Origin of the sequence: Parageobacillus galactosidasius (genome assembly GCF_002217735.1) — a bacterium.
Taxonomy (GTDB): domain Bacteria; phylum Bacillota; class Bacilli; order Bacillales; family Anoxybacillaceae; genus Parageobacillus_B; species Parageobacillus_B toebii.
The window spans coordinates 1161508-1188224 of the sequence record NZ_NDYL01000002.1 but is presented as its reverse complement, the minus strand read 5'-3'; the positions used below and the strand labels follow the sequence as shown (position 1 = coordinate 1188224).

The following is a 26717-nucleotide window of genomic DNA, read 5'->3' as shown; positions in this document are numbered from 1 at the left end:
CCTCCTTTTCCACAACGGAAAAGGAGGTTTTTTATTGGGCAATGAAAAAATTTTTTTAACATGAAAATTCATTGATTCTATCAATATGTAAGCGTATACAAATAGTTTAATCAATCTAAATATTCAAAAAATAGTATTGACTCTCTTTTGTTTTAGGATTATTATAATTTTCAAATAAATCAAACGCATGAACAATAACAGCAATGATCAATACAAACGAGAGACTGTACTTACCAGGGAAGAGGGGAACAAAATTGAGTGAACAATGGATTTTTTTAAACGGTGAATTTGTGACAAAAGAAAATGCGAAAATCTCGGTATACGATCATGGTTTTTTATACGGCGATGGCGTATTTGAAGGGATTCGTGTCTATAGCGGCAACGTGTTTCGATTAAAAGAGCATATAGATCGTCTCTACAATTCAGCAAAATCGATTTTATTAACGATTCCTTATACAAAAGAAGAGATGACAAATTATGTTATTGAAACGATACGAAAAAATCAATATCAAGATGCATATATTCGTCTTGTTGTTTCACGCGGAGTCGGCGATTTAGGGCTTGATCCGTATAAGTGCAAAAAGCCGCAAGTCGTTATTATTGTTGAGCCGTTAGCGCTTTTTCCAAAACATTTATATGAAACTGGAATTGAAGTGGTAACGGTTGCTACTCGAAGAAATCGTTCTGATGTCCTTAGCCCAAAAGTAAAGTCACTCAACTATTTAAATAACGTTCTTGTCAAAATTGAGGCACATCTCGCTAACGTAAGCGAGGCGTTGATTTTAAATGATCAAGGATATGTAGCCGAAGGATCGGGAGATAACGTCTTTATTATTAAAGACGAGGTAATATATACACCGCCTGGATATGTAGGAGCGCTGGAAGGAATTACGCGTCAAGCTATTATCGAAATTGCTCAAGAACTTGGGTATGTCGTAAAAGAAGAGCCGTTTACGCGCCACGATGTTTATGTTGCCGATGAAGTTTTTTTAACTGGAACAGCTGCTGAAGTGATTGCAGTGGTGAAGGTGGATGGACGCGTGATCGGTGAAGGCGTGCCAGGAAAGCATACAAAACGGCTGCTTGAAGAGTTTAGACGCCGTGTTGTTTCTGAAGGAGTAAAAGTATATCAAACCAACGCAAGTGTTAGATAATGCACAATGAAAGTTTTATATATGTGAAAGCGTTGACGAGGATAAGTAGTCAGCGGGGACAGCATCCACAGAGAGCCGGGGGAGCTGGGAACCGGTGATGCTGCCGCTTGACGAACTCACCTCTGAGCGCCAGCCTGAACGTCATATGGCTAGTAGGGTTGGACGGGTGGAGAACAATTGCTTCACTCGTTACTAAAAAGAGCGGTTGGCTGATTTGCCAATCGCTCATGAGGTGGTCGTAATGGCCACGAAGAAGGGTGGTACCGCGAAAAGTGAACCTTTTCGCCCCTTTGACCGAACCAAAGTAGGTCATTGTGGGTGAAAAGGTTTTTTTCATAGCGATGAAAAATGCGAGGGAGGATGGATGATGGCAAGGATGAAAGTAGAGGAAAAAACGTCCGAAAAAACGAAAATGAGCGGAGCGCTAATGTTAATTGAGGCGTTAAAGGCGGAAAAGGTAGAAGTTATTTTTGGATATCCGGGTGGAGCGGTGTTGCCGCTTTACGACAAGTTATATCAATCAGGAGTGTTTCACGTATTAACGCGGCATGAGCAAGGGGCCATTCATGCCGCAGAAGGATATGCGCGTATTTCTGGAAAGCCGGGCGTTGTGATCGCAACATCAGGGCCTGGAGCGACAAACATTGTGACAGGTTTAACAGATGCAATGATGGATTCGCTGCCGATCGTCGTATTTACAGGTCAAGTTGCAACGAGCGTCATCGGTTCAGATGCGTTTCAAGAAGCGGATGTTCTCGGAATTACGATGCCAATTACGAAACATAATTATCAAGTTCGTGATATAAGCGAGCTTCCGAAAATTATTAAAGAAGCGTTTCATATTGCCACAACAGGAAGACCTGGTCCTGTATTAATCGATATCCCAAAAGACATTACCATAGCGGAAGGAGAATTTGATTACGAACAAGAGGTTCATTTGCCAGGGTATCAACCGACCACTCACCCAAACCATTTGCAAATTCGCCGCCTTGTAGAAGCGGTTAGCCAATCGAAAAGACCTGTCATTTTAGCGGGAGCAGGCGTATTACATGCGAACGCTTCAAATGAACTACGGCAATATGCTGAACAACAAAATATTCCAGTTGTTCATACGTTATTAGGCTTAGGCGGATTTCCAGCCGATCACCCATTATTTTTAGGAATGGCTGGCATGCACGGTACGTATACAGCAAACATGGCGCTATATGAATGTGATTTACTCATTAATATTGGGGCAAGATTCGATGATCGTGTTACGGGAAATTTAAAATACTTTGCACCAAAGGCAACGGTGGCACACATTGATATTGATCCGGCGGAAATCGGCAAAAATGTGCCTACGAAAATTCCGATTGTCAGCGATGCGAAAGCGGCCTTGCAAGAATTAATTCATCAGCAAGGAAAGCCAGCGGACACAAGCGCATGGCTTGCCCAGTTAAACGAATGGAAACGGCAATTTCCTCTTTATTACGAAGACGATGAACAAACGATTAAGCCGCAAAAGCTGGTGGAAATGATTTATGAATTAACGAACGGAGAAGCCATTATTACTACCGACGTTGGCCAGCATCAAATGTGGGCGGCGCAATATTACAAGTTTAATAGACCGCATCGATGGGTTACTTCCGGCGGGCTTGGAACGATGGGATTCGGCCTCCCGGCGGCGATCGGAGCGCAGCTTGCGGATAGAAATGCTGCGGTCGTTTCCATTGTTGGTGATGGTGGCTTCCAAATGACATTCCAAGAGTTGTCTGTCATCCAAGAGCTTCAATTGCCGATTAAAGTGGTTATTGTGAATAACCAAGCGCTTGGTATGGTTCGTCAATGGCAGGAACTTTTCTACGAAAAACGATATTCCCATTCTCTCATTCCAAATCAGCCGGATTTTGTAAAACTAGCAGAAGCATACAATATTCCGGGCTTCCAGGCAAAAACGGAGGCGGAAGCGATGGAGGTACTAAAGAAAGCATTTGCGATCGACGGTCCGGTTTTACTTGATTTCCATGTAAAAGCGGATGAAAACGTCTATCCAATGGTTGCACCTGGAAAAGGATTACATGAAATGGTGGGGGTGAAACCGTGCGGCGAATTATCACAATGACAGTCAATAACCGTCCAGGCGTTCTCAACCGAATTACCGGGTTATTTACGAAACGGCATTATAACATTGAAAGCATCACGGTAGGACATACAGAAGTAGAAGGAGTTTCCCGAATGACATTTGTCGTCAATGTTGAAGATGAGCGGACGGCCGAGCAAATTATTAAACAGTTAAACAAGCAGATTGATGTGCTGAAAGTAAATGATATTACCGACCAAGCGATTGTTGCGCGGGAACTGGCGCTGGTGAAAGTATCCGTGACACCGGCGCTCCGCCAAGAGATCTATACGCTTATTGAGCCATTCCGCGCTTCGATTGTCGATGTAAGCAAAGATAGTCTTGTTATTCAAGTAACAGGCGAATCCGAAAAAGTAGAAGCGCTCATTGAGTTATTGCGGCCTTACGGAATTAAAGAAGTGGCGAGAACAGGCACAACAGCGTTTACACGCGGCTCGCAAAAAACAGCTGCTACACATAAAACTGCTTTCATTATCTAAAAGACTATGAGAAAAGGAGAGATGGATAATGGCAAAAGTTTACTATAACGGAGATGCAAATGAAAAATACTTACAATCAAAAACGGTGGCAATTATCGGTTACGGTTCACAAGGCCATGCACATGCACAAAACCTTCGCGACAGCGGCGTGAACGTTATTGTTGGGCTTCGTAAAGGAAAATCATGGGAACAAGCAGAAAAAGACGGTTTTGCCGTATATAGTGTTCGCGAAGCAACCAAACAAGCGGATATCGTCATGGTTCTTCTTCCAGATGAAAAACAACCAAATGTATATAAAGAAGAAATCGAACCAGAGCTTCAGCCAGGAAACGCATTAGTATTTGCCCATGGGTTTAATATCCACTTTAATCAGATTGTTCCTCCTGAACATGTCGATGTATTTTTAGTTGCACCGAAAGGTCCGGGTCATTTAGTGCGCCGCACGTATACAGAAGGAGCTGGCGTTCCTGCATTAATTGCAGTGTATCAAGATGTAACAGGGGAAGCAAAACAAACAGCGCTCGCGTATGCAAAAGCGATCGGTGCGACAAGAGCGGGAGTGCTGGAAACGACATTTAAAGAAGAAACAGAAACAGACTTATTCGGCGAACAAGCTGTATTATGCGGAGGATTAACATCGCTTATTAAAGCAGGATTTGAAACGCTTGTCGAAGCAGGGTATCAGCCGGAAGTAGCCTATTTCGAATGTTTGCATGAAATGAAGCTGATCGTTGATCTTCTGTATGAAGGCGGTCTTTCTTGGATGCGTCATTCGATTTCCGATACGGCGCAATGGGGAGATTTCATTTCTGGACCGCGCATTATCAATGACGCGGTGAAAGCAGAGATGAAAAAGGTTCTTCATGATATTCAAACAGGAAAATTTGCAAAAGGCTGGATTTTGGAAAACCAAGCAAACCGTCCGGAGTTTAATGCGATCAACCGCTGTGAAAATGAACACCTTATTGAGATTGTCGGCCGCGAATTGCGCAGCATGATGCCATTTGTGAAAGAAAAACAGAAAGAAGTGGTGGTCTCCAGTGCGAAAAATTAATATTTTTGATACAACGTTGCGCGACGGTGAACAGTCTGCTGGAATCAATTTGAATTTACAAGAAAAACTTGAAATTGCCCGCCAGCTTGAACGGCTCGGTGTAGATATTATTGAAGCAGGCTTTCCTGCCTCATCGAAAGGAGATTTCCAAGCGGTAAAACAAATTGCCGAAACGATCAAAACATGCTCTGTTACCGGGCTTGCTCGCTCGGTACAGAGCGATATTGACGCCGCATGGGAGGCGTTAAAAGGAGGAGCAGAGCCTCGTCTCCATTTATTCATCGCCACATCTCCGATCCATATGAAGTATAAATTGCAAATGACGCCGGAACAAGTCATTGAAACAGCGGTAGAGTCGGTCAAATATGCAAAACGCTATTTTCCAATTGTCCAATGGTCAGCGGAAGACGCCTGCCGCAGCGAGCTTCCATTTTTGGCCAAGATTATTACAGAAGTGATTAAAGCGGGGGCGACGGTCATTAATATCCCAGATACAGTAGGGTATATTACCCCGAAAGAGTACGGGAATATTTTCACATTTTTAAGCAACAATGTTCCGAATATTGAAAAAGTTTCTCTTTCTGCCCATTGCCATGACGATTTAGGAATGGCGGTTGCAAATTCACTGGCAGCAATTGAGCATGGCGCAACACAAATCGAAGGGACGATTAACGGAATCGGCGAACGCGCGGGAAATGCGGCATTGGAAGAAATTGCTGTCGCGCTTTACATTCGCAAAGATTATTATCAGGCAGAAACACGCCTTAACCTTCAAGAAATTAAGCGAACGAGCAATTTAGTAAGCAAATTGACAGGTGTGGTTATTCCGCCAAACAAAGCGGTCATTGGCAAAAATGCCTTCGCTCATGAGTCAGGAATCCATCAAGATGGTGTATTAAAAGAAAAAACAACGTATGAAATTATTTCACCAGAACTTGTTGGTGTTCAATCAAACTCCATGGTGCTTGGAAAACATTCGGGACGGCATGCGCTGCGCAATCGTGTTGAAGAGCTTGGATACACATTATCAGATGAAGAAGTTAATAAATTATTTGTTCGATTTAAAGAGTTGGCAGATAAGAAAAAAGACATTACCGATGATGATTTAGTCGCGCTTATTTTTGAAGAAAAATTTGATCACTTTAAAGATTTTTATCAGTTATGCTCGCTTCAAGTTCAGTATGGCACAAACCAAATTCCGACCGCTGTTGTCGTCTTAAAAGACGGACAAGGAAATGAGATTCAAGAAGCGGCAACGGGAGCAGGAAGCGTCGAAGCATTGTATAACACGTTAGAGCGTTGCTTTAAGACATCTGTTACTCTTCTTGATTACCGTATTGAATCCGTGAGCGGTGGTCGTGACGCGCTTGCGCAAGTTTTCGTGAAAGTGCGTGTCAATGATATAGAAACTAGCGGTCGCGGTACGGCGCAGGACGTGCTGGAAGCATCCGCAAAAGCGTATATTAATGCAGTCAACCGCGTGTTTATGATTGAAACGATGCGTGCTGAGAATCAAAAAGTAGCGATGCAATAAAATCAATGGAGGGAAACAGCATGGGAAGTTATCGGATTGCCGTATTGCCGGGTGATGGAATCGGAAAAGAAGTGACGAGGGGAGCTGTTGAAATTCTAAAAACAATCGAAACCCGTTTTGGACATCAGTTTGAGTTCGAATTCGGGCTTATTGGTGGAGCGGCGATTGACCAAAAAGGTACGCCGCTCCCAGATGAAACGCTTGCCATCTGTCATGAAAGTGATGCGATATTGCTTGGGGCAGTCGGTGGTCCGAAATGGGATCGAAACCCTGCACATTTGCGTCCGGAAAAAGGGTTATTGCAAATTCGTAAAGAGATGAATTTGTTTGCCAATTTACGGCCAGTAAAGTTTTACGACAGTTTAATGGATTCGTCACCGCTGAAGAAGGAAGTGATTCAAGGTGTCGATTTGTTAATCGTTCGTGAATTAACAGGAGGACTATATTTTGGGAAACCGAGCGGACGGATGGTAGAAAACGGAGAAGAAAAAGCAGTAGATACGCTTCTATATAAAAAAGAAGAAATTAAGCGGATTGTGAAAGCAGCGTTTGAACTTGCGCGTAAACGGAAGAAAAAAGTGACATCTGTTGATAAGGCGAATGTGCTCGAATCAAGCAGAATGTGGCGGGAAATTGCTGAAGAAGTGGCGCAAGAGTTTCCTGATGTAACGCTTGAGCATATGCTTGTCGATAATGCGGCAATGCAGCTAATTCGCTCTCCGCAACAATTTGATGTCATTGTTACGGAAAACATGTTTGGCGACATTTTAAGTGATGAAGCTTCGATGTTGACCGGTTCGCTCGGGATGTTGCCATCCGCAAGTTTATCGACATCAGGGCCTAGTTTGTATGAGCCAATTCACGGTTCTGCGCCTGATATTGCGGGTCAAAATAAAGCAAATCCGATTGCAACGATTTTATCAGCGGCAATGATGCTTCGATTATCCTTTGGGCTTTCGGAAGAGGCAGATGCAATTGAAAAAGCGGTTCAGCAAGTATTGGCAGCTGGATTGCGAACAGCAGATATTGCACAAAAAGGACAACGAGTCGTTTCCACTGATGAAATGGTAAACGAAATTAAAGCGACGATTTTAGATAATGAAGCAATTTTCCATATTATGACTGTTTACTCATGAAAAATGAGAGGTGAAAGCAGTGAAACCGAAAACGATTATTGAAAAGATTTGGGAAAATCATGTCGTATATCGCGAAGATGGAAAACCAGATTTGCTCTATATCGACTTACATTTAGTGCACGAAGTCACCTCTCCGCAAGCGTTTGAAGGATTGCGGCAAAAGGGGCGGAAAGTGCGCCGCCCAGATTTAACATTTGCGACGATGGATCATAATGTTCCAACAGTAAACCGTTTTGTGATTGAGGACGAAGTGGCAAGAAATCAAATTGCCGCGTTGGAACGAAACTGTCGGGAATTTTCGATTCCGCTAGCTGATTTGCGTAGTGAAGAACAAGGAATTGTTCATGTGATTGGTCCAGAGCTTGGTTTAACACAACCTGGAAAAACGATTGTTTGCGGGGACAGCCATACGTCGACACATGGAGCATTTGGAGCGCTTGCGTTTGGAATCGGAACGAGCGAAGTGGAACATGTGCTTGCGACACAAACGTTATGGCAGCATAAACCAAAAACGCTGCAAATTCGCATTAACGGAAAATTAGGGGAAGGAGTTACCGCCAAAGACGTCATTTTGGCCATTATCGGCCGCTACGGGGTTGATGTTGGAACAGGATATATTATCGAATTTACTGGAGAAGTCATTCGTAACATGTCGATGGAAGAGAGAATGACGATTTGCAACATGTCGATTGAAGCAGGCGCACGTGCTGGTTTAGTAAGTCCAGATGAAACGACGTTTGCTTATTTGCGAGGGCGCAAATATGCGCCGAAGGGAGAAGAGTTTGAAAAAGCGGTAGAACGCTGGCGGGCTCTTGCGACAGATGAAGGCGCGGAATACGACAAAACGATTGAAATAGATGCGTCGACCATTGCCCCAATGGTGACATGGGGGACGAACCCATCGATGAGCACATCGATCGAAGGAACAGTGCCGTATCCAGAGGATTTTTCAAGCGAAACGGAACAAAAGGCAGTACGACGCGCTTTGGAATATATGGGATTAAAACCTGGCACTCCGATTACAGAAATTCCAGTGCAGCACGTTTTCATCGGTTCCTGTACGAACTCTCGTATTAGCGACTTGCGTGAAGCTGCGAAAATTGTCAAAGGAAAGAAAGTGGCAAAAGGTGTGCGTGCGCTTGTTGTCCCTGGATCGCAACAAGTGAAAAAACAAGCGGAAGAAGAAGGATTAGCACAAATTTTTATCGATGCGGGATTCGAATGGCGTGATTCCGGCTGCAGCGCATGTTTAGGAATGAATCCAGACATTATACCGGAAGGAGAACATTGCGCTTCCACATCGAATCGAAATTTTGAGGGACGACAAGGAAAAGGGGCAAGAACGCACTTAGTTAGCCCGGCGATGGCTGCCGCTGCTGCAATTTATGGGCATTTTGTTGATGTTCGACAATTGCAGAAAGAACCGGTCCATTAAGGGGGGAAACGAATGAAGCCATTTACTGTTCATAAAGGGAAAGTAGCGGGCATCGACCGCGCCAACATCGATACAGACCAAATTATTCCAAAACAGTTTTTAAAGAGAATCGAGCGTACGGGGTTTGGGAAGTTTCTGTTTTACGACTGGCGCTATATCGATGGAGAAAAACCAAATCCGGATTTTGAATTAAATCGACCTGAAAATGAAGGGGCAACCATTCTTGTCGCTAACGAAAATTTTGGCTGTGGATCATCGCGCGAACATGCCCCATGGGCCCTGCAAGATTACGGATTTCAAGCGATTATTGCCCCATCATTTGCAGATATTTTTTATAACAACTGCCTAAAAAATGGATTATTGCCAATTCGTTTAGCTAAGCAAGATGTCGAATATTTATTGAGAGAAAGCACGAAAGCAGATTATGAATTAACAATTTCTCTAGAAGATCAACGGGTGTATGATGATAGCGGATTTGAGCGGACGTTCGACATTGATCCATACCGAAAACAACTGCTTTTAAAAGGTTGGGATGAAATCGATTTAACGTTCGTTTATGAACCGTATATTGCAGAGTATGAAAAAAAACATTGCCCAATGTCGTAAGTGGAAAAAAAGCCGTTTCCGCCTCAAAATGCTGGAACGGCTTTTTCTTTTTTCTGCTTATTTTGCTTGTATTTTGGAGGAAAAATTGTTACACTTGTGTAAAAATTTTATTGGGGCGGGCGAACATGGAGCGAAAAAATAAAAATATTATTTTGTTTCCTCGTGTCAAGGAACGCCTTGTTGAAGAGGGAATGGAAGCACTGCAGGCAAAGCGGTACGATGAAGCGCTTCATTTTTTCCATGAAGCAGAACAGCTTGGTGAGAATAGTTTCCATGTAGCACTTAGCATTGCCGTTTGTCACTGCGAATTAGGTGATTTTCTTGAGGCTGAACGCCGTTTACGCATGTTGCTTCAAGAACATAGAGACGATATCGAACTTTTGCAAATGTATGTATCTATTTTGATGCAAATGCAACGATATGAGCAAGCAGAAATGGTGATACGTGATGCGTTGCACCGCCGCCATCTTTCTCCTTCGATGCGGGAGCACCTGTTGCGTCTGCTTCATTTCAATCAAAAAATGAGCAAAACTGCTTTGCCGCTTGCTGAACAAGATAGCATTCAGCAGCTGTTTGAGTCGGACGATATTACCGAGCATATGAAAGTGATCAAGCAGTTAGAAAATGAAGATATTGCTCCTGTTCTTTCCATTTTAAAACAATATTTAATGAACGAATCAAAAAACCCAATAACCAAAACAATGATTTTACGTTTGCTTACATTAAAAAATGTAACCGATGTTGTCACAATCGAAAAGTTTGGAGAAAGAATGGAAGTAATACCGGCAAATCTAAACGAACAGGCACAAACGGCGTTTGCATCACACGTGTTACGGCAGTTAGAGAATACGTTAGCAAGCGAAAATCCAAGCTTATATGAAGTAGCTGTAGATATTTGGCTTCGTTATACGTACATTCTTTACCCGTTTTCTCCAAAACCGGCTACATGTGAAGATTGGATTGCAGCGCTTCATTTCATTGCCTGTCAATTTCAAGGAATACCAGCGGCTTTAGAGAAAATTGCCCGCATGTATCATGTTCATGCCGAAAACATGGATTTTCTTTGCAAAAAGCTTTATGAAGTAGAGAAATTTTCCTATTTTTAATCATCTTATTCGTATTGAAACATCATTGTTGTATGTTATAATATAATGGTTGTATTGCGTATATGTTTTATACTTTTTATTACATATATGAGAATAATAAAAAGATAATGAAAAATGGAATCGTTTCATTATCTTCATCCTTAAATTATAATGAATGATTTTTAAGTGGAGGGAATATTATGTCAGTAAAATGGGAAAAGCTTGAAGGTAATGAAGGCGTTCTTACTGTTGAAGTGGACGCGGAAAAAGTAAATGAAGGATTGGATGCGGCGTTTAAAAAGGTAGTGAAAAACATTGCTATTCCAGGATTCCGCAAAGGAAAAGTACCGCGCGTCATTTTTGAAAAACGCTTTGGAGTAGAAGCGTTATATCAAGATGCACTTGATATTTTATTGCCAGAAGCTTATGCAAAAGCAGTAGAAGAAGCAGGAATCGAACCAGTAGATGTTCCAAAAATCGATATTGAACAAATGGAAAAAGGAAAAAGCCTTATTTTTACAGCAAAAGTTACCGTAAAACCAGAAGTAAAACTTGGGCAATATAAAGGATTAGAAGTGGAAAAAATGGATGATACTGTCACAGATGAAGATGTGGAAAACGAATTAAAACGTCTTCAAGAAAACTACGCGGAGCTTGTTGTAAAAGAAGACGGCAAAGTTGAAAACGGCGATACAGCAGTGATCGATTTCGAAGGTTTTGTTGACGGCGAGCCATTTGAAGGCGGAAAAGCGGAAAATTACTCGCTTGAAATCGGTTCAGGCACATTCATTCCAGGATTTGAAGATCAATTGATCGGCATGCAAGCAGGAGAAGAAAAAGAAATTGAAGTGACATTCCCTGAAGAATACCACGCAAAAGAATTAGCGGGCAAACCTGCGACATTCAAAGTAAAAGTACATGAAATAAAAGAAAAACGCCTTCCAGCATTAGACGATGAATTCGCAAAAGATGTAGACGATGAAGTGGAAACATTAGAACAATTAAAAGACAAAATCCGCAAAAGACTTGAAGAAATGAAAAAGAATGAAGCGGAAGCAGCACTTCGTGACGCGGTTGTTGAAAAAGCGGCAGAAAACGCGGAAATTGATATTCCAGAAGTAATGGTGAAAAACGAAACAGACCGCATGTTGCGTGAATTTGATCAACGTTTGCAAATGCAGGGACTTAATCTTGAGCTTTATTATCAATTCTCGGGCCAAGATGAAGCAGCATTGCGTGAACAAATGAAAGAAGATGCGGAAAAACGCGTTCGTGTTGCCTTAACAATAGAAGCGATTGCAAAGGCAGAAAATATTGAAGTAACAGAAGAAGAAATAAATGAAGAACTAGAAAAAATGGCGAAAGCATATAATTTAGAAGTGGAAAAACTAAAAGAGCTATTAGGAAATCTTGATGGTGTAAAAGAAGATTTGAAATGGCGGAAAACGATCGATTTCCTTGTAGAAAATAGCAAAGTTGCGGCATAATATATAAAGAGCAAGGCGCGAATGTTCGTGCCTTGTTCTTTCATACAAAAAATGAAGCGTGATAAAAAATTTTCTAATTTTTCTAACACATTACAATTTTTTTATTAGCTTTTTGGAGATCATTTATGATAAAATGACCAATACATACGTTTTGTCATCGAAGTTTTGTGAGGAAAATAAAATACATATGAAGTTGTGCGATTTCGTGGCAAGGGGTGAAGTTGATGTTTAAATTTAATGATGAAAAAGGACAGTTAAAGTGTTCGTTTTGCGGAAAAACGCAAGACCAAGTCCGCAAGCTTGTTGCTGGTCCCGGTGTATACATATGTGATGAATGCATCGAGCTATGCACGGAGATCGTGGAAGAAGAGTTAGGAAACGAAGAGGAATTTGAATTTAAAGATATTCCAAAACCAAAAGAAATTCGGGAAATTTTAGATGAATATGTCATCGGCCAAGATGAAGCGAAAAAATCGTTAGCGGTTGCGGTTTATAATCATTATAAGCGGATTAATTCTGGCAGTAAAATCGATGATGTAGAATTATCGAAAAGCAATATTTTAATGATTGGACCGACGGGAAGCGGAAAAACGCTGCTGGCGCAAACATTAGCCCGCATTTTAAACGTGCCGTTTGCGATTGCGGATGCAACATCGCTTACGGAAGCTGGATACGTCGGTGAAGATGTAGAAAACATTTTGCTCAAGCTTATTCAGGCAGCCGACTATGATGTGGAACGGGCTGAAAAAGGAATTATTTATATCGATGAAATCGATAAAATCGCCCGCAAATCGGAAAACCCATCCATTACGCGCGATGTATCTGGTGAAGGAGTGCAGCAGGCATTATTAAAAATTTTAGAAGGAACGATTGCCAGCGTTCCGCCTCAAGGTGGCCGCAAGCATCCACATCAAGAATTTATACAAATTGACACAACGAACATTTTATTTATTTGTGGCGGTGCGTTTGATGGGCTCGAACCGATTATTAAGCGCCGCTTAGGAAAAAAAGTAATCGGGTTCGGCGCCGATATTCAGCAGTCGGATGTAGATGAAAAGAATTTATTGTCAAAAGTGCTTCCGGAAGATTTATTAAAGTTTGGACTTATCCCAGAGTTTGTCGGTCGTCTTCCGGTCATTACGACTTTGGAGCCGCTTGATGAACAAGCACTTGTCGATATATTAACAAAGCCGAAAAATGCGATTGTAAAACAATATCAAAAAATGCTTGAACTTGATGGGGTGGAGCTTGAATTTGAAGAAGAAGCGCTGCGGGAAATTGCGAAAAAAGCAATTGAACGAAAAACCGGAGCGCGCGGTCTTCGCTCGATTATTGAAGGAATTATGCTCGATGTCATGTTCGAGCTGCCATCTCGTGAAGATGTGCAAAAATGTATTATTACCGTAGAGACGGTTCGTGGCAATAAACCGCCAAAACTGATTCGCCACGACGGAACCGTGATAGAACAAGAGAGAAAAACATCAGCGTAATGTTTGTAAAACTGCCTTAGTCATAAGGCGGTTTCTTTTTTGTTTATTCCTGCCTTTTCACGGAGATACTATCATACTACATACTATTTGAAGGCAGGAGGATTTCAGAGAATGAATTGGGCAAATGCAGTACTATTGATACAACTATTTTTCGGGATTATTATTGGTCTTTATTTTTGGAATTTGCTTAAAAACCAACGGATCCAAAAAGTTTCGATCGATAAGGAATCCCGAAAAGAAATGGAACAGCTTCAGAAATTGCGATCCATTTCGTTAACCGAACCACTTGCGGAAAAAGTAAGACCGAAAAGTTTTGAAGATATTGTCGGTCAAGAAGACGGAATTAAAGCGTTAAAAGCGGCGTTATGCGGTCCGAACCCTCAGCATGTCATTATTTACGGACCACCAGGCGTTGGGAAAACAGCGGCGGCTCGTCTAGTTTTAGAAGAGGCGAAAAAAAATCCGCTTTCTCCTTTTAAAAAGAATGCGGTATTTGTTGAATTAGACGCAACGACAGCACGGTTTGATGAACGTGGAATCGCCGATCCGTTAATTGGGTCTGTGCACGATCCAATTTATCAAGGGGCTGGAGCGATGGGACAAGCAGGCATTCCGCAGCCAAAGCAAGGCGCGGTAACGACTGCACATGGTGGAGTTTTATTTATTGATGAAATTGGAGAGCTTCATCCGATTCAAATGAATAAATTACTGAAAGTGCTCGAAGACCGTAAAGTGTTTTTTGAAAGTGCTTATTATAGCAAGGAAAACCCGCAAATTCCGAGTCATATCCATGACATTTTCCAAAATGGGCTTCCTGCAGATTTTCGCCTTGTTGGAGCGACAACGAGAACGCCAAACGAAATTCCTCCGGCTATTCGCTCGCGTTGTTTAGAAGTGTTTTTTCGTGAACTCGATCAGGATGAAATTGCGCTCATCGCAAAAAAAGCAGCGGAAAAAATACGTTTAAAAGTATCGGAAAACGGAATTCGTATTCTTGCGTCTTATGCGAGAAACGGGCGGGAAGCAGTAAATATCATGCAAATTGCTGCGGGAATTGCTATTTCTGAAAAACGTGAAACGATTTTAGATAAAGACATTGAATGGGTCATCCACTCAAGTCAATTGTCGCCGCGATATGAAAAGAAAATCTCTCATGCATCGATGGTTGGTCTTGTGAATGGATTAGCTGTATACGGTCCGAACACCGGAGCGCTTTTGGAAATTGAAGTAACTGCTTTGCCAACAAAAGAAAAAGGAACCATTAATATTACTGGCATCGTTGAAGAAGAAAGTATTGGAAGCCGGGAAAAATCTATTCGCCGCAAAAGTATGGCAAGAGGTTCCATTGAAAATGTCATTACTGTATTGCGTGCAATGGGAGTTCCCGCTGATCGTTATGATATTCATATTAATTTCCCAGGAGGCATTCCAATCGATGGTCCGTCCGCAGGAATTGCGATAGCAACCGGAATTTATTCAGCGATTTATCAAATACCGGTTGATTGTACGGTAGCGATGACAGGAGAAATTAGTATTCACGGTTATGTCAAACCAGTGGGTGGAATTTTTCCAAAAGTAAAAGCGGCGAAACAGGCTGGGGCGAAAAAAGTGATCGTTCCGTTGGAAAACATGCAATCCCTTTTACGAGAGATCGATGGGATCGAGATTATTCCTGTCCAACGTTTAGAGGAAGTGTTTCCAGTTGTATTTGGAAAAGATTTTGCGCAACACGATAGCGCTATTCCAGCCGCTGCCGATCGCTCCGAAAAAAAATCAGTGTAGTAGCAAGCGATACGACTTCGACGAAAAAAGGATGTCGAAGTCGGTTTTTCTTTATATTATAATTCATAAGCAAGATATAAAAAACGTTTCCCTTTGTCTGTATCATGTCATTTTACAAATTGTGCTACGGTGCTATACAATAGACGAATAGAAGTGAGATATGGAGGTGTTCGTGGTGAAGAAAAAAGAGCTTGTCGTTCCTCTTTTGCCACTAAGGGGGCTGCTTGTTTTCCCAACGATGGTCTTACATTTAGATGTGGGGCGGGAGAAATCGGTAAAAGCGCTTGAAACAGCAATGGTGGAAGATCACATCATTTTGTTGACATCGCAAAAAGATGTTTCCGTTGATGAACCTGATATGGATGATTTATATCAAATGGGGACGCTTGCGCGCGTAAAACAGTTGCTTAAACTTCCGAACGGAACGTTTCGCGTGCTGGTGGAAGGAATCGCGCGTGCAATCATTACCGAGACAGTAAGTGAAGAACCGTATTTTATGGTAAAAGTAGAAAAGTTTGTAGATCGCACAACGAAAGATTTAGAGGACGAAGCGTTGAAACGGACGATGCTCGAATACTTTGAACAATACATAAATTTATCAAAAAGATTGTCAGCCGATATTTATGCTTCCATTGCAGATATCGATGAGCCGGGACGAATGGCGGATATTATCGCTTCCCATTTGCCGCTTAAACTAGAGGAAAAACAACGCATTCTCGAAACGATCGATGTGAAAGAACGCATCCATAAAATTATTCAAATCCTGCATAATGAAAAAGAAGTGCTGCAGCTTGAGAAAAAGATTAGCATGCGCGTCAAGCAATCGATGGAACGTACACAAAAAGAATATTACTTGCGTGAACAAATGAAGGCAATTCAAAAAGAACTTGGTGAAAAAGAAGGAAAAGCAGGAGAAGTCGAAGCATTAAAAGAAAAAATCGAAGCAGCCGGCATGCCAAGTCATGTGAAAGAAACGGCTCTTAAAGAACTCGACCGCTATGAAAAAATACCAGCGACCTCAGCGGAAAGCGCGGTGATACGCAACTATTTAGACTGGCTTATTGCGCTTCCGTGGTCAACTCAAACAGAAGATATTCATGATATCAAACGGGCGGAAGCGATATTAAACGAAGATCATTACGGTCTAGAAAAAGTAAAAGAACGAGTGCTCGAATTTCTATCTGTGCAACAATTAACGAAATCATTAAAAGGTCCGATTCTTTGTTTAGCAGGGCCGCCAGGAGTTGGGAAGACGTCGCTTGCTCGTTCGATTGCCAAGTCGCTAAACCGCCGATTTGTTCGCATTTCGTTAGGCGGTGTTCGCGATGAATCAGAAATTCGTGGCCACCGTCGCACATACGTCGGCGCAATGCCTGGACGAATTATCCAAGGGATGAAAAAAGCGGGAACGATTAATCCGGTATTTTTATTAGATGAAATTGATAAAATGTCGAGTGATTTTCGCGGCGATCCGTCTGCGGCGCTTCTTGAAGTGTTGGATCCGGAACAAAACCATACGTTCAGCGACCATTATATTGAAGAACCGTATGATTTATCGAAAGTGATGTTTATTGCGACAGCAAATAACTTAGCAACGATTCCACAGCCGCTTTTGGATCGTATGGAAATTATTACAATCCCAGGCTATACGGAAGTAGAAAAATTGCAAATCGCTAAACGTCATTTGCTTCCAAAACAATTAAAAGAGCATGGATTAAAAAAATCATCGTTGCAAGTACGTGATGACGCGATGATGAGTATTATTCGCTATTATACACGAGAAGCAGGTGTGCGCGAATTGGAGCGGCAGATCGCTGCGATTTGCCGAAAAGCAGCACGTCTCATCGTTTCTGAGGAGAAAAAACGCGTCATCATTACAGAGAAAAATATAGAAGAATTTTTAGGAAAAAGAAAATACCGTTACGGCCAAGCGGAATTGGAAGATCAAGTCGGCGTGGCGACAGGCCTTGCCTACACAGCGTTTGGCGGTGATACGCTATCCATTGAAGTATCGCTTGCACCGGGAAAAGGGAAGCTTGTGTTAACAGGAAAATTAGGCGATGTCATGAAAGAATCCGCACAAGCAGCATTTAGTTACGTGCGTTCTCGAGCTGAACAGCTTGGGATTGACTCTGAATTTCATGAAAAATACGATATTCATATTCACGTACCAGAAGGCGCCGTGCCAAAAGACGGACCATCTGCTGGGATCACGATTGCAACTGCGCTCATTTCCGCGCTAACAGGCCGGCCGGTAAACCGATTTGTTGGCATGACGGGAGAAATTACATTGCGCGGCCGCGTGCTTCCAATTGGCGGATTAAAAGAAAAAACGTTAAGCGCCCATCGCGCCGGTTTGAAAAAAGTAATTTTACCAAAGGACAATGAAAAAGATTTAGAAGATATTCCAGATGTGGTAAAAAATGATTTACAATTTGTGTTCGTTTCCCATTTAGATGAAGTACTACAACATGCATTGGTAGGGGATCAACAATGAACGTGACAAAAGCAGAAATCGCCGTCAGTGCGGTGAAACCGGAACAATATCCAGATGGTGCGTTGCCGGAATTTGCACTCGCCGGTCGTTCCAATGTTGGCAAATCTTCCTTTATTAATAAAATGATTAATCGAAAAAATTTAGCGCGCACTTCATCGAAACCAGGAAAAACGCAAACATTAAATTTTTACCTTATTAATGAATCGCTTTATTTTGTTGATGTGCCGGGATATGGATTTGCGAGGGTCTCAAAGAAAGAGCGGGAAGCATGGGGAAAAATGATGGAAACGTATTTTACGACAAGAGAACAGCTGCGCGCAGTTGTTCTGATCGTCGACTTGCGGCATCCGCCGACGAAAGATGATGTCATGATGTATGAGTTTTTAAAACATTATCAAATCCCGACGATTATCATTGCGACGAAAGCAGATAAAGTTCCGAAGGGAAAATGGCAAAAGCATTTAAAAGTTGTCCGTGAAACGTTGAACATCATGGAGGATGATAAACTTATTCTTTTTTCGGCAGAAACAGGCCAAGGAAAAGAAGAAGCATGGGCAGCATTGGAGCGATTCCTATAATCGAAAAAACACCAGCATGAAACGAGGCTGGTGTTTTTTGTATGGATTATTTCCTCTTTACCAATAATATGTATATACCCGCAAGGATTAGCCCAAGCGGCCAAAACTTCCAAATCGATGCAATGCCTGTTTCGACAATATAAAACAGCGGCTGAAAATGTTCGGAAAACAGCATAATAAAGGCTAATGCTAAAAAAAAGATGCTTTGGCCAAGGCCGCTTTTTACTTTTCGGGAGCTAATGAAAAATGCTATCGCAATGATAAAGAAAAAGACGCCGATATGATTTGGCCATTGTTTGAACCAATGGACAAGTAAAATGTGAAGTCCGAATCCAAACAAAATGATGCCTGGAAATAGGTGTTGGTATTCACGGGCGGAGTACGCCTGGCCGATCAGCGCCGCCCCGAGAATCATTAACAGTGCTGGCCAGTCTTGAAAAAGATGGGCAAATGAGGAGTGAAGCTGATTGGCAAAAAAGTAAACGCCCAGTCCAACAAGAATAATGCCAGAGAACGCAGCTTGTTTTTTCATCGGTTCCTCCCAGTTTTTCGACAAACTTTTTTATGATACACTTATACTGTATAAAGTTTATCATATGCTTTCTAGCATGTTCACACTTTTTTCATAAAGTAGAAAGACATATGTGCTATAATAAAAAAAGATATTTATGTACTTGATTAAGGGGGTATAAAGGAAGTGCATATTGTTGTTGTTGGCGTAAACTATAAAACGGCCCCTGTTGAAATCCGTGAAAAACTCACGTTTAGTGAGTCGGAATTGGTCGATGCAATGAAGCAATTGCAGCAGCAAAAAAGCATTTTAGAAAATGTGATTGTTTCTACATGCAATCGTACCGAAGTTTATGCAGTTGTTGATCAGCTGCATACCGGTCGTTATTATATAAAATCATTTTTGGCCAATTGGTTTCATATGGAAATCGATGCGCTTACACCTTATTTAAACATTATGGAAAATGAGGCAGCGGTCGAACATTTATTCCGTGTTGCTTCTGGTTTAGATTCGATGATTTTAGGAGAAACACAAATTTTAGGTCAAGTAAAATCAAGTTATCTTCTTGCTCAAGAACATGGAACGATTGGTACAATATTTAATCAGTTATTCAAGCAGGCGGTCACATTTGCAAAGCGCGCCCATTCCGAAACAGAAATCGGCGCAAACGCCGTGTCTGTAAGTTACGCGGCAGTAGAATTAGCGAAAAAGATTTTCGGGGATTTATCTTCGAAACATGTTTTAATTATCGGCGCTGGCAAAATGGGAGAATTGGCGGCGCAAAATTTATATGGAAGTGGCGTAGGAAAAGTAACCGTTGTCAACCGAACGCTCGAAAAAGCAGAGCAGCTGGCGAAAAAGTTTTCAGGTACGGCAAAATCGCTTGGTGAGCTATCCTGTGCGCTTCTGGAGGCGGACATTGTTATTAGCTCTACTGGAGCAAAAGATTATATCATCACGAAAGAAATGATGGTTCATGTAGAAAAAATGCGGAAAGGACGCCCGCTATTTATGGTCGATATCGCTGTTCCGCGAGATTTAGACCCAGCGCTTGCCGAGTTAGAAAGCGTCTTTTTATATGATATTGACGATTTAGAAGGAATCGTGCAAGCAAATTTAGAAGAGCGCAAAAAAGCGGCAGAGCAAATTGAACGTATGATCGGAACAGAGCTTGTTGCCTTCCAGCAATGGCTTCATACGCTCGGCGTTGTGCCTGTTATTGCGGCGCTTCGTGAAAAAGCGCTGGCGATTCAAGCGGAGACAATGCGGAGCATTGAACGGAAATTGCCGCATTTATCGGAACGTGACCGGAAAGTATTGAACAAACACACAAAAAGCATTATTAATCAATTGCTGCGCGATCCGATTTTACGCGCAAAAGAGTTGGCAGCTGAACCAAATGCCGAAGAAGCGTTGCAATTGTTTATGAAAATTTTTAATATCGAAGACGAAGTGAAAGCACAAAAGCAAGCAAAAACGGATGGTCAACGCGCCGCTATGCCGTCTCTACAGTCATAAGAGAGGATTTTGGCATATGTTAGAGATGACCATGCCCCGGTTATATGAGCTGTCTATTGTTTTGTACGTATTGTCTATACTTTTATATTTTACTGATTTTCTCCAACGTAACCGGAAGGCGAATCAAGTCGCTTTCTGGTTACTTTCTATTGTTTGGATGTTGCAAACATTTTTTTTCTTGTTTCGCATCATACAGACAGGGCGTTTTCCAATTTTAACGATGTCGGAAGGCCTCTATTTTTACGCATGGTTGCTCATTACGTTATCTCTTATCATTAACCGGTTGATGCGCGTTGATTTTATCGTCTTTTTTACGAACGTGCTAGCGTTTTTAATTTTGGCGATTCATACGTTCGCGCCAAATCACCATCAGTCACCGGCTGTTGCCGAAAAGCTGATTTCTGAATTGCTAATGATTCATATTACAATGGCATTATTGGCATATGCGGCGTTTTCGCTTTCGTTTATTTTTTCGGTATTGTACATGTTGCAATACAGCTTATTGAAGCGGAAAAAATGGGGAGAACGGTTATGGCGGATGGCTGATTTAACGAAATTAGATTTTATGTCTTATGTTTTAAATTTAATTGGATTGCCTATGTTGTTATTAGGATTGATTCTTGGAGTGATTTGGGCCTATATCAAAGTGGAAGATTTTCATTGGTATGATGTAAAAGTGTTAGGTTCGTTTGTTGTACTTGCAGTGTACAGTATTTACTTTTACAAGCGCATTGTCCAGCAAGTGCAAGGAAAAATGATTGCACTATGGAATATCGGTTCGTTTTTATTTTTATTGGTAAACTTTCTCTTATTCGGTAGTTTATCGAAATTTCATTTTTGGTATTCGTAGTGGAGGAATGAAAGATGCGAAAAATCATCGTTGGATCGCGCCGCAGCAAACTTGCGCTCACCCAGACGAACTGGGTCATCGAGCGGCTTCGGCAATTAGGAGCGCCGTTTGAATTTGAAGTAAAAGAAATTGTCACCAAAGGGGACAAAATTATTGATGTAACGTTATCCAAAGTCGGTGGCAAAGGATTGTTCGTAAAAGAAATTGAACATGCAATGCTAAACGGCGAAATTGATATGGCAGTACATAGCATGAAAGATATGCCCGCTGTTTTGCCTGATGGTCTTATCATTGGCTGCGTGCCGCCGCGTGAGGATCATCATGATGTGTTGATTAGTAAAAACAAAGAAACGTTTGCGAATCTTCCAAGTGGAGCGATCGTTGGGACAAGCAGTTTGCGCCGTTCTGCACAAATACTGGCAAAACGGCCGGATTTAAAGATCAAATGGATTCGCGGCAATATCGATACGAGACTTGCGAAGCTGCAAAACGAAGATTACGACGCCATTATTCTTGCGGCGGCCGGATTAGTGCGCATGGGTTGGGCAAGAGATGTCATTACGGAATATTTATCAACAGATGTATGTCTTCCTGCTGTTGGACAAGGAGCGCTGGCGGTGGAATGCCGCGAAAACGATGAAGAATTGCGGGAATGGCTGCAAAAATTAAACGATGTTCATACCGAGCGGGCTGTTTTGGCCGAACGTGCATTTTTACAACAAATGGAAGGCGGCTGTCAAGTGCCGATTGCGGGATATGCATATATTGACGATCGCGAGGATATCGTTTTAACCGCTCTTGTTGCTTCTCCAGACGGAAAAGAGATATATAAAGAAACGGTAAGCGGATCGAATCCGGAAGAAGTCGGAACGAACGCTGCGAAAATGTTAATAGAGCGTGGCGCGAAAGCATTAATTGATCGTATTAAAGAGGAGATGAATCGACAGTGAGCGGTCCGTTGTCGGGAAAAACGGTGCTTGTGACAAGAGGAAAAGAACAGGCGAAAGCGTTCTCTGAAAAACTGCGCAAAGCAGGAGCAACGCCGATTGAAATTCCGCTTATTTCGATTTCTCCTTCTTCCCATCGTGAAGAAATTGAACGATGTGTGCGCCAGCTTCCCAATTATGATTGGCTCATTTTTACAAGCGCAAATGGTGTCCGTTTTTTCTTCCCATTTGTCAAAAAGGAAACTCCGCTTCCAAAAGTGGTGGTAGTCGGAAAGAAAACGGCGGCGGCTTTAAAAACGTATGGCGTTTCTCCTGCTGCCATTCCTAGCGAATTTGTCGCCGAAGGGATGATCGAGGCGCTAAAACCGCTTGTTAAGCCGCGCGACCGCGTTCTTTTAGTGAAAGGAAATTTAGCAAGGCCGGTATTGCGTGATGCGCTGATCAATATGGGAGCAGACGTAACGGACCTTATTGTGTATGAAACGTTGATGAATGAATCAGGAAAAGAACAATTGTTATATCTGTTGCGGGAAAGAAAACTGGATGTGATCACGTTTACAAGTTCCTCTACCGTACAAAGCTTTATACGGATGATGGAAGAAGAAGATATCGCTTCACTACTTAGCGGCTGCGTGATCGCCTGCATCGGTCCGATTACGAAGGAAACAGCAGAAAAAGCGGGACTTGCCGTGCATATTTGTCCAGACGAGTATACGATTGATGATATGATAAAAGAAATGGAATTATATTTTGCAAAAAGGACGATGGAGGGAAAAATAAATGGCAACATTACAATTTGATCGCCATCGCCGCCTGCGGCAAACCGCGAATTTACGAGCGATGGTGAGAGAAACACATCTTCATGTAGACGATCTTATTTATCCGATTTTTGTCGTCGAAGAAAAAGGGGTAAAACGGGAAATACCATCCATGCCAGGGATCTATCAATTTTCTCTTGACCGTTTAAATGAGGAAATGGATGAAGTCGCCCAACTAGGCATTAAATCGGTAATCATTTTCGGTGTGCCGGCAGAAAAAGATGAAGTCGGCTCACAAGCATATTGTGAGCATGGGATCGTTCAGGAGGCGATCCGCCAAATCAAAGCAAATTATCCAGATGTCGTTGTTATTGCGGATACATGTTTATGTGAATATACAAGCCATGGACATTGCGGTGTAGTCGAAAACGAGCAAGTGTTAAACGATCCGTCGCTTGAATTGCTTGTAAAAACAGCCGTCAGCCAAGCGAAAGCGGGCGCGGATATTATCGCACCTTCTAATATGATGGACGGTTTTGTTGCTGCGATTCGCCAAGGACTCGATGAAGCCGGATTTACGAATGTGCCGATTATGTCGTATGCGATTAAATATGCGTCCGCATTTTACGGTCCGTTTCGTGATGCTGCGGACAGCGCGCCGCAATTCGGCGACCGGAAAACATATCAAATGGATCCGGCCAATCGCCTCGAGGCGTTCCGCGAAGCGGAATCGGATGTGCGTGAAGGCGCTGACTTTTTAATGGTAAAACCAGCGCTCGCTTATATGGATATTATCCGTGACATTAAAAACCATTTCCATCTCCCGCTTGTCGCCTATAATGTCAGCGGTGAATATTCGATGGTCAAAGCAGCGGCGCAAAACGGATGGATTAACGAAAAAGAAATTGTCATGGAAATGCTTACCGGCATGAAGCGGGCAGGCGCCGATTTAATTATGACGTATTTTGCTAAAGATGCGGCTCGCTGGCTAAATGAATAGAAAGGAGAACCGTGAATGGTGCGAAGTTATGAACGTTCAAAAGCAGCGTATGAGGAAGCGGTCCGGCTGTTGCCAGGCGGTGTCAACAGCCCGGTGCGCGCGTTTAAATCCGTAAAAATGACGCCAATTTTTATGGCGCGCGGCAAAGGTTCGAAAATTTACGATATCGACGGCAATGAATATATTGATTATGTGTTGTCATGGGGTCCGCTTATTTTAGGTCATGCGAATCCTCGCGTTGTCGAAGCGCTAAAAAAAGTGACGGAAAACGGCACGAGTTTTGGCGCCCCGACATTGATTGAAAACGAGTTAGCGAAATTAGTGATTGAACGGGTGCCATCCATCGAAATTGTTCGCATGGTAAACTCCGGAACAGAAGCGACGATGAGCGCGCTTCGGCTGGCACGCGGCTACACTGGACGCAATAAAATTGTTAAATTTGAAGGATGCTATCACGGCCATGGCGACTCGTTGCTTATCAAAGCCGGTTCAGGAGTAGCGACGCTTGGGTTGCCGGATAGCCCTGGTGTTCCGGAAGCGGTGGCGCAAAATACGATTACTGTTCCTTATAATGATTTAGAAAGCGTTCGCTACGCATTTGAACGGTTTGGCGAAGATATCGCCGCTGTCATCGTCGAGCCGGTTGCGGGAAACATGGGTGTCGTTCCGCCGGTTCCAGGATTTTTGCAAGGGTTGCGAGATATAACAAAACAATATGGTTCCCTTCTTATTTTTGATGAAGTCATGACAGGCTTCCGCGTTGATTATCATTGTGCGCAAGGCTATTTTGGCATTGAACCGGATTTGACGTGTCTTGGAAAAGTCATCGGCGGCGGGCTTCCGGTCGGAGCGTATGGCGGAAAAGCGGAAATTATGGAAAAAGTCGCTCCTAGCGGCCCGATTTATCAAGCCGGCACCTTATCGGGAAACCCGCTCGCCATGACGGCCGGATATGAAACATTGATTCAGCTGACGCCGGAAACATACGATGAATTCCGCAAAAAAGCGGATCGATTGGAAGAAGGATTGCGCGAAGCGGCGGAAAAATACGAAATCCCGCATACGATTAACCGCGCTGGCTCCATGATTGGTTTCTTCTTTACGAATGAAGAAGTAACAAACTATGAAAAAGCGAAAACATCGAATTTAGAAATGTTCGCGACATATTATCGCGAAATGGCGGAACAAGGAATTTTCCTTCCTCCGTCGCAATTTGAAGGATTATTTTTGTCCACGGAACATACGGATGAAGATATTGAAAAAACAATCGCCGCTGCAGAGCGCGCGTTTGCGAAAATTCGCGAAGGGAAGTAAAAGAAAGGGTTGTCCATCTTTTGATGGGCAGCCCGATTTTTTTATTCATATTGCTCGTTCGTCCTTCATACAATGGGTAATGTCATAGAAAATTTTGTTGGTAAGGGACGGAAGGAGGAGTTTGGATTGGAGCAATCGTATTTGCGGTTTTCCCTTGAGGAATCGATCTGGTTTAGAAAAGGACAGGAAGTCGCCGAATTTCTCTCTATTTCGCTGGACCCGATTGTTTCGGTTGATGAATATGAACAGTATATTACGATTCGCGGAGCGTTAGAATTAAGCGGAGAATATCGGATGGCGGGAGGGGAAGAAAGCAGCGCAGATCCTTTTGATTTTGCAAGCCATCGATTCGTTCAGCATATTTCTACGCGCGAAGATGGCATTAGTGAATTATCGCATCGTTTTCCAATCGATATTACGATTCCGAAAAACCGCATCCAACATTTAGAAGATGTGTATGTGACGGTAGAATCGTTCGATTATGATTTAGATGAAAATGGAAGATTGCTAGTGACAGCGGATATTTCGATCAGCGGAATTAGCGAAGCGCCGCTTGATGAACCTTATGAACCTTCGTTAGTAGAGGAAGAAGACGAAGACCTGTTGTTTGAACCGTTTGAAGTTGTCGCGCGCAAAGAAGTATACGAGGAAGAACAAAGAAAGCAACAATCGGAAGAAGAGACATCTTCTATTTTCAACCATGCACTGCAGGAACAAAATGAAGACGAAGCACAAGAAATGACGGCTATCTATCGCGAAGAAACAAAACAGGAAGAAGAAACAGCCGTGCCGCTAAATAACAATGAACAGCTAGAAGAAACAGTCGAGCGGCTAGAAAAAACGAAAGAAAAAGCTGCACAGCTAGAAAAACCAGAAGAAAAAGAAGAAAAATCCGCACAGCTAGAAAAACTAGAAGAAAAAGAAGAAAAATCCGCGCAGCTGGAAAAACCGGAAGAAACAGCCGCACAACTAGAAGAAAAGGAAGCGGTGAAAGCAGAAGAAGAAAACGTTGCTCCACAACAAGAAGCAAAAGTATCGATTGGATCGATGAAAGAAAAAGATGCTGATGAAATGAAAGAAGAAATAGATGAAAACGAAAAACAAAAAGTAAAGAGTGAAAATGCATTGTACTTAACGAAACTATTTGCGAAGAATCAAGAAGAGGAATTTACGAAAGTAAAAATTTGCATCGTTCAGCAAGGAGATTCGTTGGACAAGATCGCCGATCGGTACGATATAACCGTCCAGCAGCTGCTTCGTGTCAACCAATTGGAAAGCCCTGAGGAAATCCATGAAGGGCAATTGTTATATATACCGGCACTAGCGGGAAGCCGCTCTTCGTAGTGAGGGAAACATGATTCCTCACTTCTTTTTATGGAGGGG

At 42.5% G+C, this 26717-nt stretch carries 22 protein-coding genes and 1 other annotated feature; of the genes, 21 read left to right on the top strand and 1 reads right to left on the bottom strand.

Annotated features, from left to right (window positions below; all coding sequences use genetic code 11):
* The first annotated feature begins 254 nt into the window (after window positions 1-254).
* The 14 genes from ilvE (at window position 255) to yihA (ending at window position 18436) form a co-directional block, all read left to right on the top strand.
* Complete coding sequence (gene ilvE, locus B9L23_RS15590; protein WP_015864703.1) at window positions 255-1154, top strand: branched-chain-amino-acid transaminase; 900 nt, start codon at window positions 255-257, stop codon at window positions 1152-1154.
* Between the two features lie 23 nt (window positions 1155-1177).
* Window positions 1178-1447: a binding site (T-box leader), on the top strand.
* A 74-nt stretch (window positions 1448-1521) separates the two neighbouring features.
* Window positions 1522-3255 carry an acetolactate synthase large subunit gene (ilvB, locus tag B9L23_RS15580; RefSeq protein WP_062753107.1) on the top strand — a complete coding sequence of 578 codons (1734 nt, stop codon included), beginning with the start codon at window positions 1522-1524 and terminating at the stop codon, window positions 3253-3255.
* Window positions 3234-3752 carry an acetolactate synthase small subunit gene (ilvN, locus tag B9L23_RS15575; protein ID WP_041269720.1) on the top strand — a complete coding sequence of 173 codons (519 nt, stop codon included), beginning with the start codon at window positions 3234-3236 and terminating at the stop codon, window positions 3750-3752. Before ilvB ends, ilvN begins: the two co-directional genes overlap by 22 nt.
* A 28-nt stretch (window positions 3753-3780) precedes the next feature.
* Window positions 3781-4806, top strand: coding sequence for a ketol-acid reductoisomerase (gene ilvC / locus B9L23_RS15570; RefSeq protein WP_089097978.1), 1026 nt, complete (start codon window positions 3781-3783; stop codon window positions 4804-4806).
* Window positions 4793-6340, top strand: a complete 1548-nt coding sequence (locus B9L23_RS15565) for a 2-isopropylmalate synthase (RefSeq protein ID WP_062753105.1) — start codon at window positions 4793-4795, stop codon at window positions 6338-6340. The genes ilvC and B9L23_RS15565 overlap by 14 nt, the downstream gene beginning before the upstream one ends.
* A gap of 20 nt (window positions 6341-6360) precedes the next feature.
* Complete coding sequence (gene leuB, locus B9L23_RS15560) at window positions 6361-7476, top strand: 3-isopropylmalate dehydrogenase (protein ID WP_062677872.1); 1116 nt, start codon at window positions 6361-6363, stop codon at window positions 7474-7476.
* 19 nt (window positions 7477-7495) lie between these two features.
* The gene (gene leuC, locus B9L23_RS15555; RefSeq protein WP_062677873.1) at window positions 7496-8911 is read left to right on the top strand and encodes a 3-isopropylmalate dehydratase large subunit; all 1416 of its coding nucleotides are present in this window, start codon (window positions 7496-7498) and stop codon (window positions 8909-8911) included.
* A gap of 12 nt (window positions 8912-8923) precedes the next feature.
* Window positions 8924-9517 carry a 3-isopropylmalate dehydratase small subunit gene (gene leuD, locus B9L23_RS15550; protein ID WP_015864696.1) on the top strand — a complete coding sequence of 198 codons (594 nt, stop codon included), beginning with the start codon at window positions 8924-8926 and terminating at the stop codon, window positions 9515-9517.
* A 125-nt stretch (window positions 9518-9642) separates the two neighbouring features.
* Window positions 9643-10623 (top strand): tetratricopeptide repeat protein, encoded by a 981-nt coding sequence (locus tag B9L23_RS15545; RefSeq protein WP_211278819.1) that lies wholly within the window; start codon window positions 9643-9645, stop codon window positions 10621-10623.
* Window positions 10624-10802: 179 nt separating this feature from the next.
* Window positions 10803-12089 (top strand): trigger factor, encoded by a 1287-nt coding sequence (tig, locus tag B9L23_RS15540; protein ID WP_015864694.1) that lies wholly within the window; start codon window positions 10803-10805, stop codon window positions 12087-12089.
* A 224-nt stretch (window positions 12090-12313) separates the two neighbouring features.
* Window positions 12314-13579: an ATP-dependent protease ATP-binding subunit ClpX gene (clpX, locus tag B9L23_RS15535; RefSeq protein ID WP_015864693.1), complete on the top strand. Its 1266-nt coding sequence runs from the start codon at window positions 12314-12316 to the stop codon at window positions 13577-13579.
* A 111-nt stretch (window positions 13580-13690) separates the two neighbouring features.
* Window positions 13691-15361, top strand: a complete 1671-nt coding sequence (gene lonB / locus B9L23_RS15530; RefSeq protein ID WP_089097976.1) for an ATP-dependent protease LonB — start codon at window positions 13691-13693, stop codon at window positions 15359-15361.
* A 160-nt stretch (window positions 15362-15521) separates the two neighbouring features.
* Window positions 15522-17858, top strand: a complete 2337-nt coding sequence (gene lon / locus B9L23_RS15525; RefSeq protein ID WP_089097975.1) for an endopeptidase La — start codon at window positions 15522-15524, stop codon at window positions 17856-17858.
* A complete protein-coding gene (gene yihA, locus B9L23_RS15520) occupies window positions 17855-18436 on the top strand; it encodes a ribosome biogenesis GTP-binding protein YihA/YsxC (protein ID WP_062753098.1) in 582 nt (193 codons plus the stop codon). The genes lon and yihA overlap by 4 nt, the downstream gene beginning before the upstream one ends.
* Before the next feature lie 46 nt (window positions 18437-18482).
* On the opposite strand, the gene B9L23_RS15515 is transcribed toward yihA, so the two are convergent.
* The gene (locus B9L23_RS15515) at window positions 18483-18968 is read right to left on the bottom strand and encodes a LiaI-LiaF-like domain-containing protein (protein ID WP_015864689.1); all 486 of its coding nucleotides are present in this window, start codon (window positions 18966-18968) and stop codon (window positions 18483-18485) included.
* Window positions 18969-19133: 165 nt separating this feature from the next.
* Here B9L23_RS15515 and hemA point away from each other — a divergent pair, with 165 nt between their 5' ends.
* The 7 genes from hemA (at window position 19134) to spoVID (ending at window position 26678) form a co-directional block, all read left to right on the top strand.
* Entirely contained in the window at window positions 19134-20465 is a 1332-nt protein-coding gene (hemA, locus tag B9L23_RS15510) for a glutamyl-tRNA reductase (RefSeq protein ID WP_089097974.1), read from the top strand.
* Between the two features lie 16 nt (window positions 20466-20481).
* Window positions 20482-21315 carry a cytochrome c biogenesis protein gene (ccsA, locus tag B9L23_RS15505; protein WP_089097973.1) on the top strand — a complete coding sequence of 278 codons (834 nt, stop codon included), beginning with the start codon at window positions 20482-20484 and terminating at the stop codon, window positions 21313-21315.
* 14 nt (window positions 21316-21329) lie between these two features.
* Window positions 21330-22265, top strand: a complete 936-nt coding sequence (hemC, locus tag B9L23_RS15500; protein ID WP_089097972.1) for a hydroxymethylbilane synthase — start codon at window positions 21330-21332, stop codon at window positions 22263-22265.
* Window positions 22262-23062 carry a uroporphyrinogen-III synthase gene (locus B9L23_RS15495; protein ID WP_089097971.1) on the top strand — a complete coding sequence of 267 codons (801 nt, stop codon included), beginning with the start codon at window positions 22262-22264 and terminating at the stop codon, window positions 23060-23062. Before hemC ends, B9L23_RS15495 begins: the two co-directional genes overlap by 4 nt.
* Window positions 23043-24020: a porphobilinogen synthase gene (gene hemB / locus B9L23_RS15490; RefSeq protein ID WP_089097970.1), complete on the top strand. Its 978-nt coding sequence runs from the start codon at window positions 23043-23045 to the stop codon at window positions 24018-24020. Before B9L23_RS15495 ends, hemB begins: the two co-directional genes overlap by 20 nt.
* Before the next feature lie 18 nt (window positions 24021-24038).
* Window positions 24039-25334, top strand: a complete 1296-nt coding sequence (hemL, locus tag B9L23_RS15485; RefSeq protein ID WP_089098343.1) for a glutamate-1-semialdehyde 2,1-aminomutase — start codon at window positions 24039-24041, stop codon at window positions 25332-25334.
* Between the two features lie 126 nt (window positions 25335-25460).
* On the top strand, window positions 25461-26678 hold the full coding sequence (gene spoVID, locus B9L23_RS15480) for a stage VI sporulation protein D (RefSeq protein ID WP_089097969.1): 1218 nt from the start codon (window positions 25461-25463) through the stop codon (window positions 26676-26678).
* Window positions 26679-26717 lie beyond the last annotated feature (39 nt).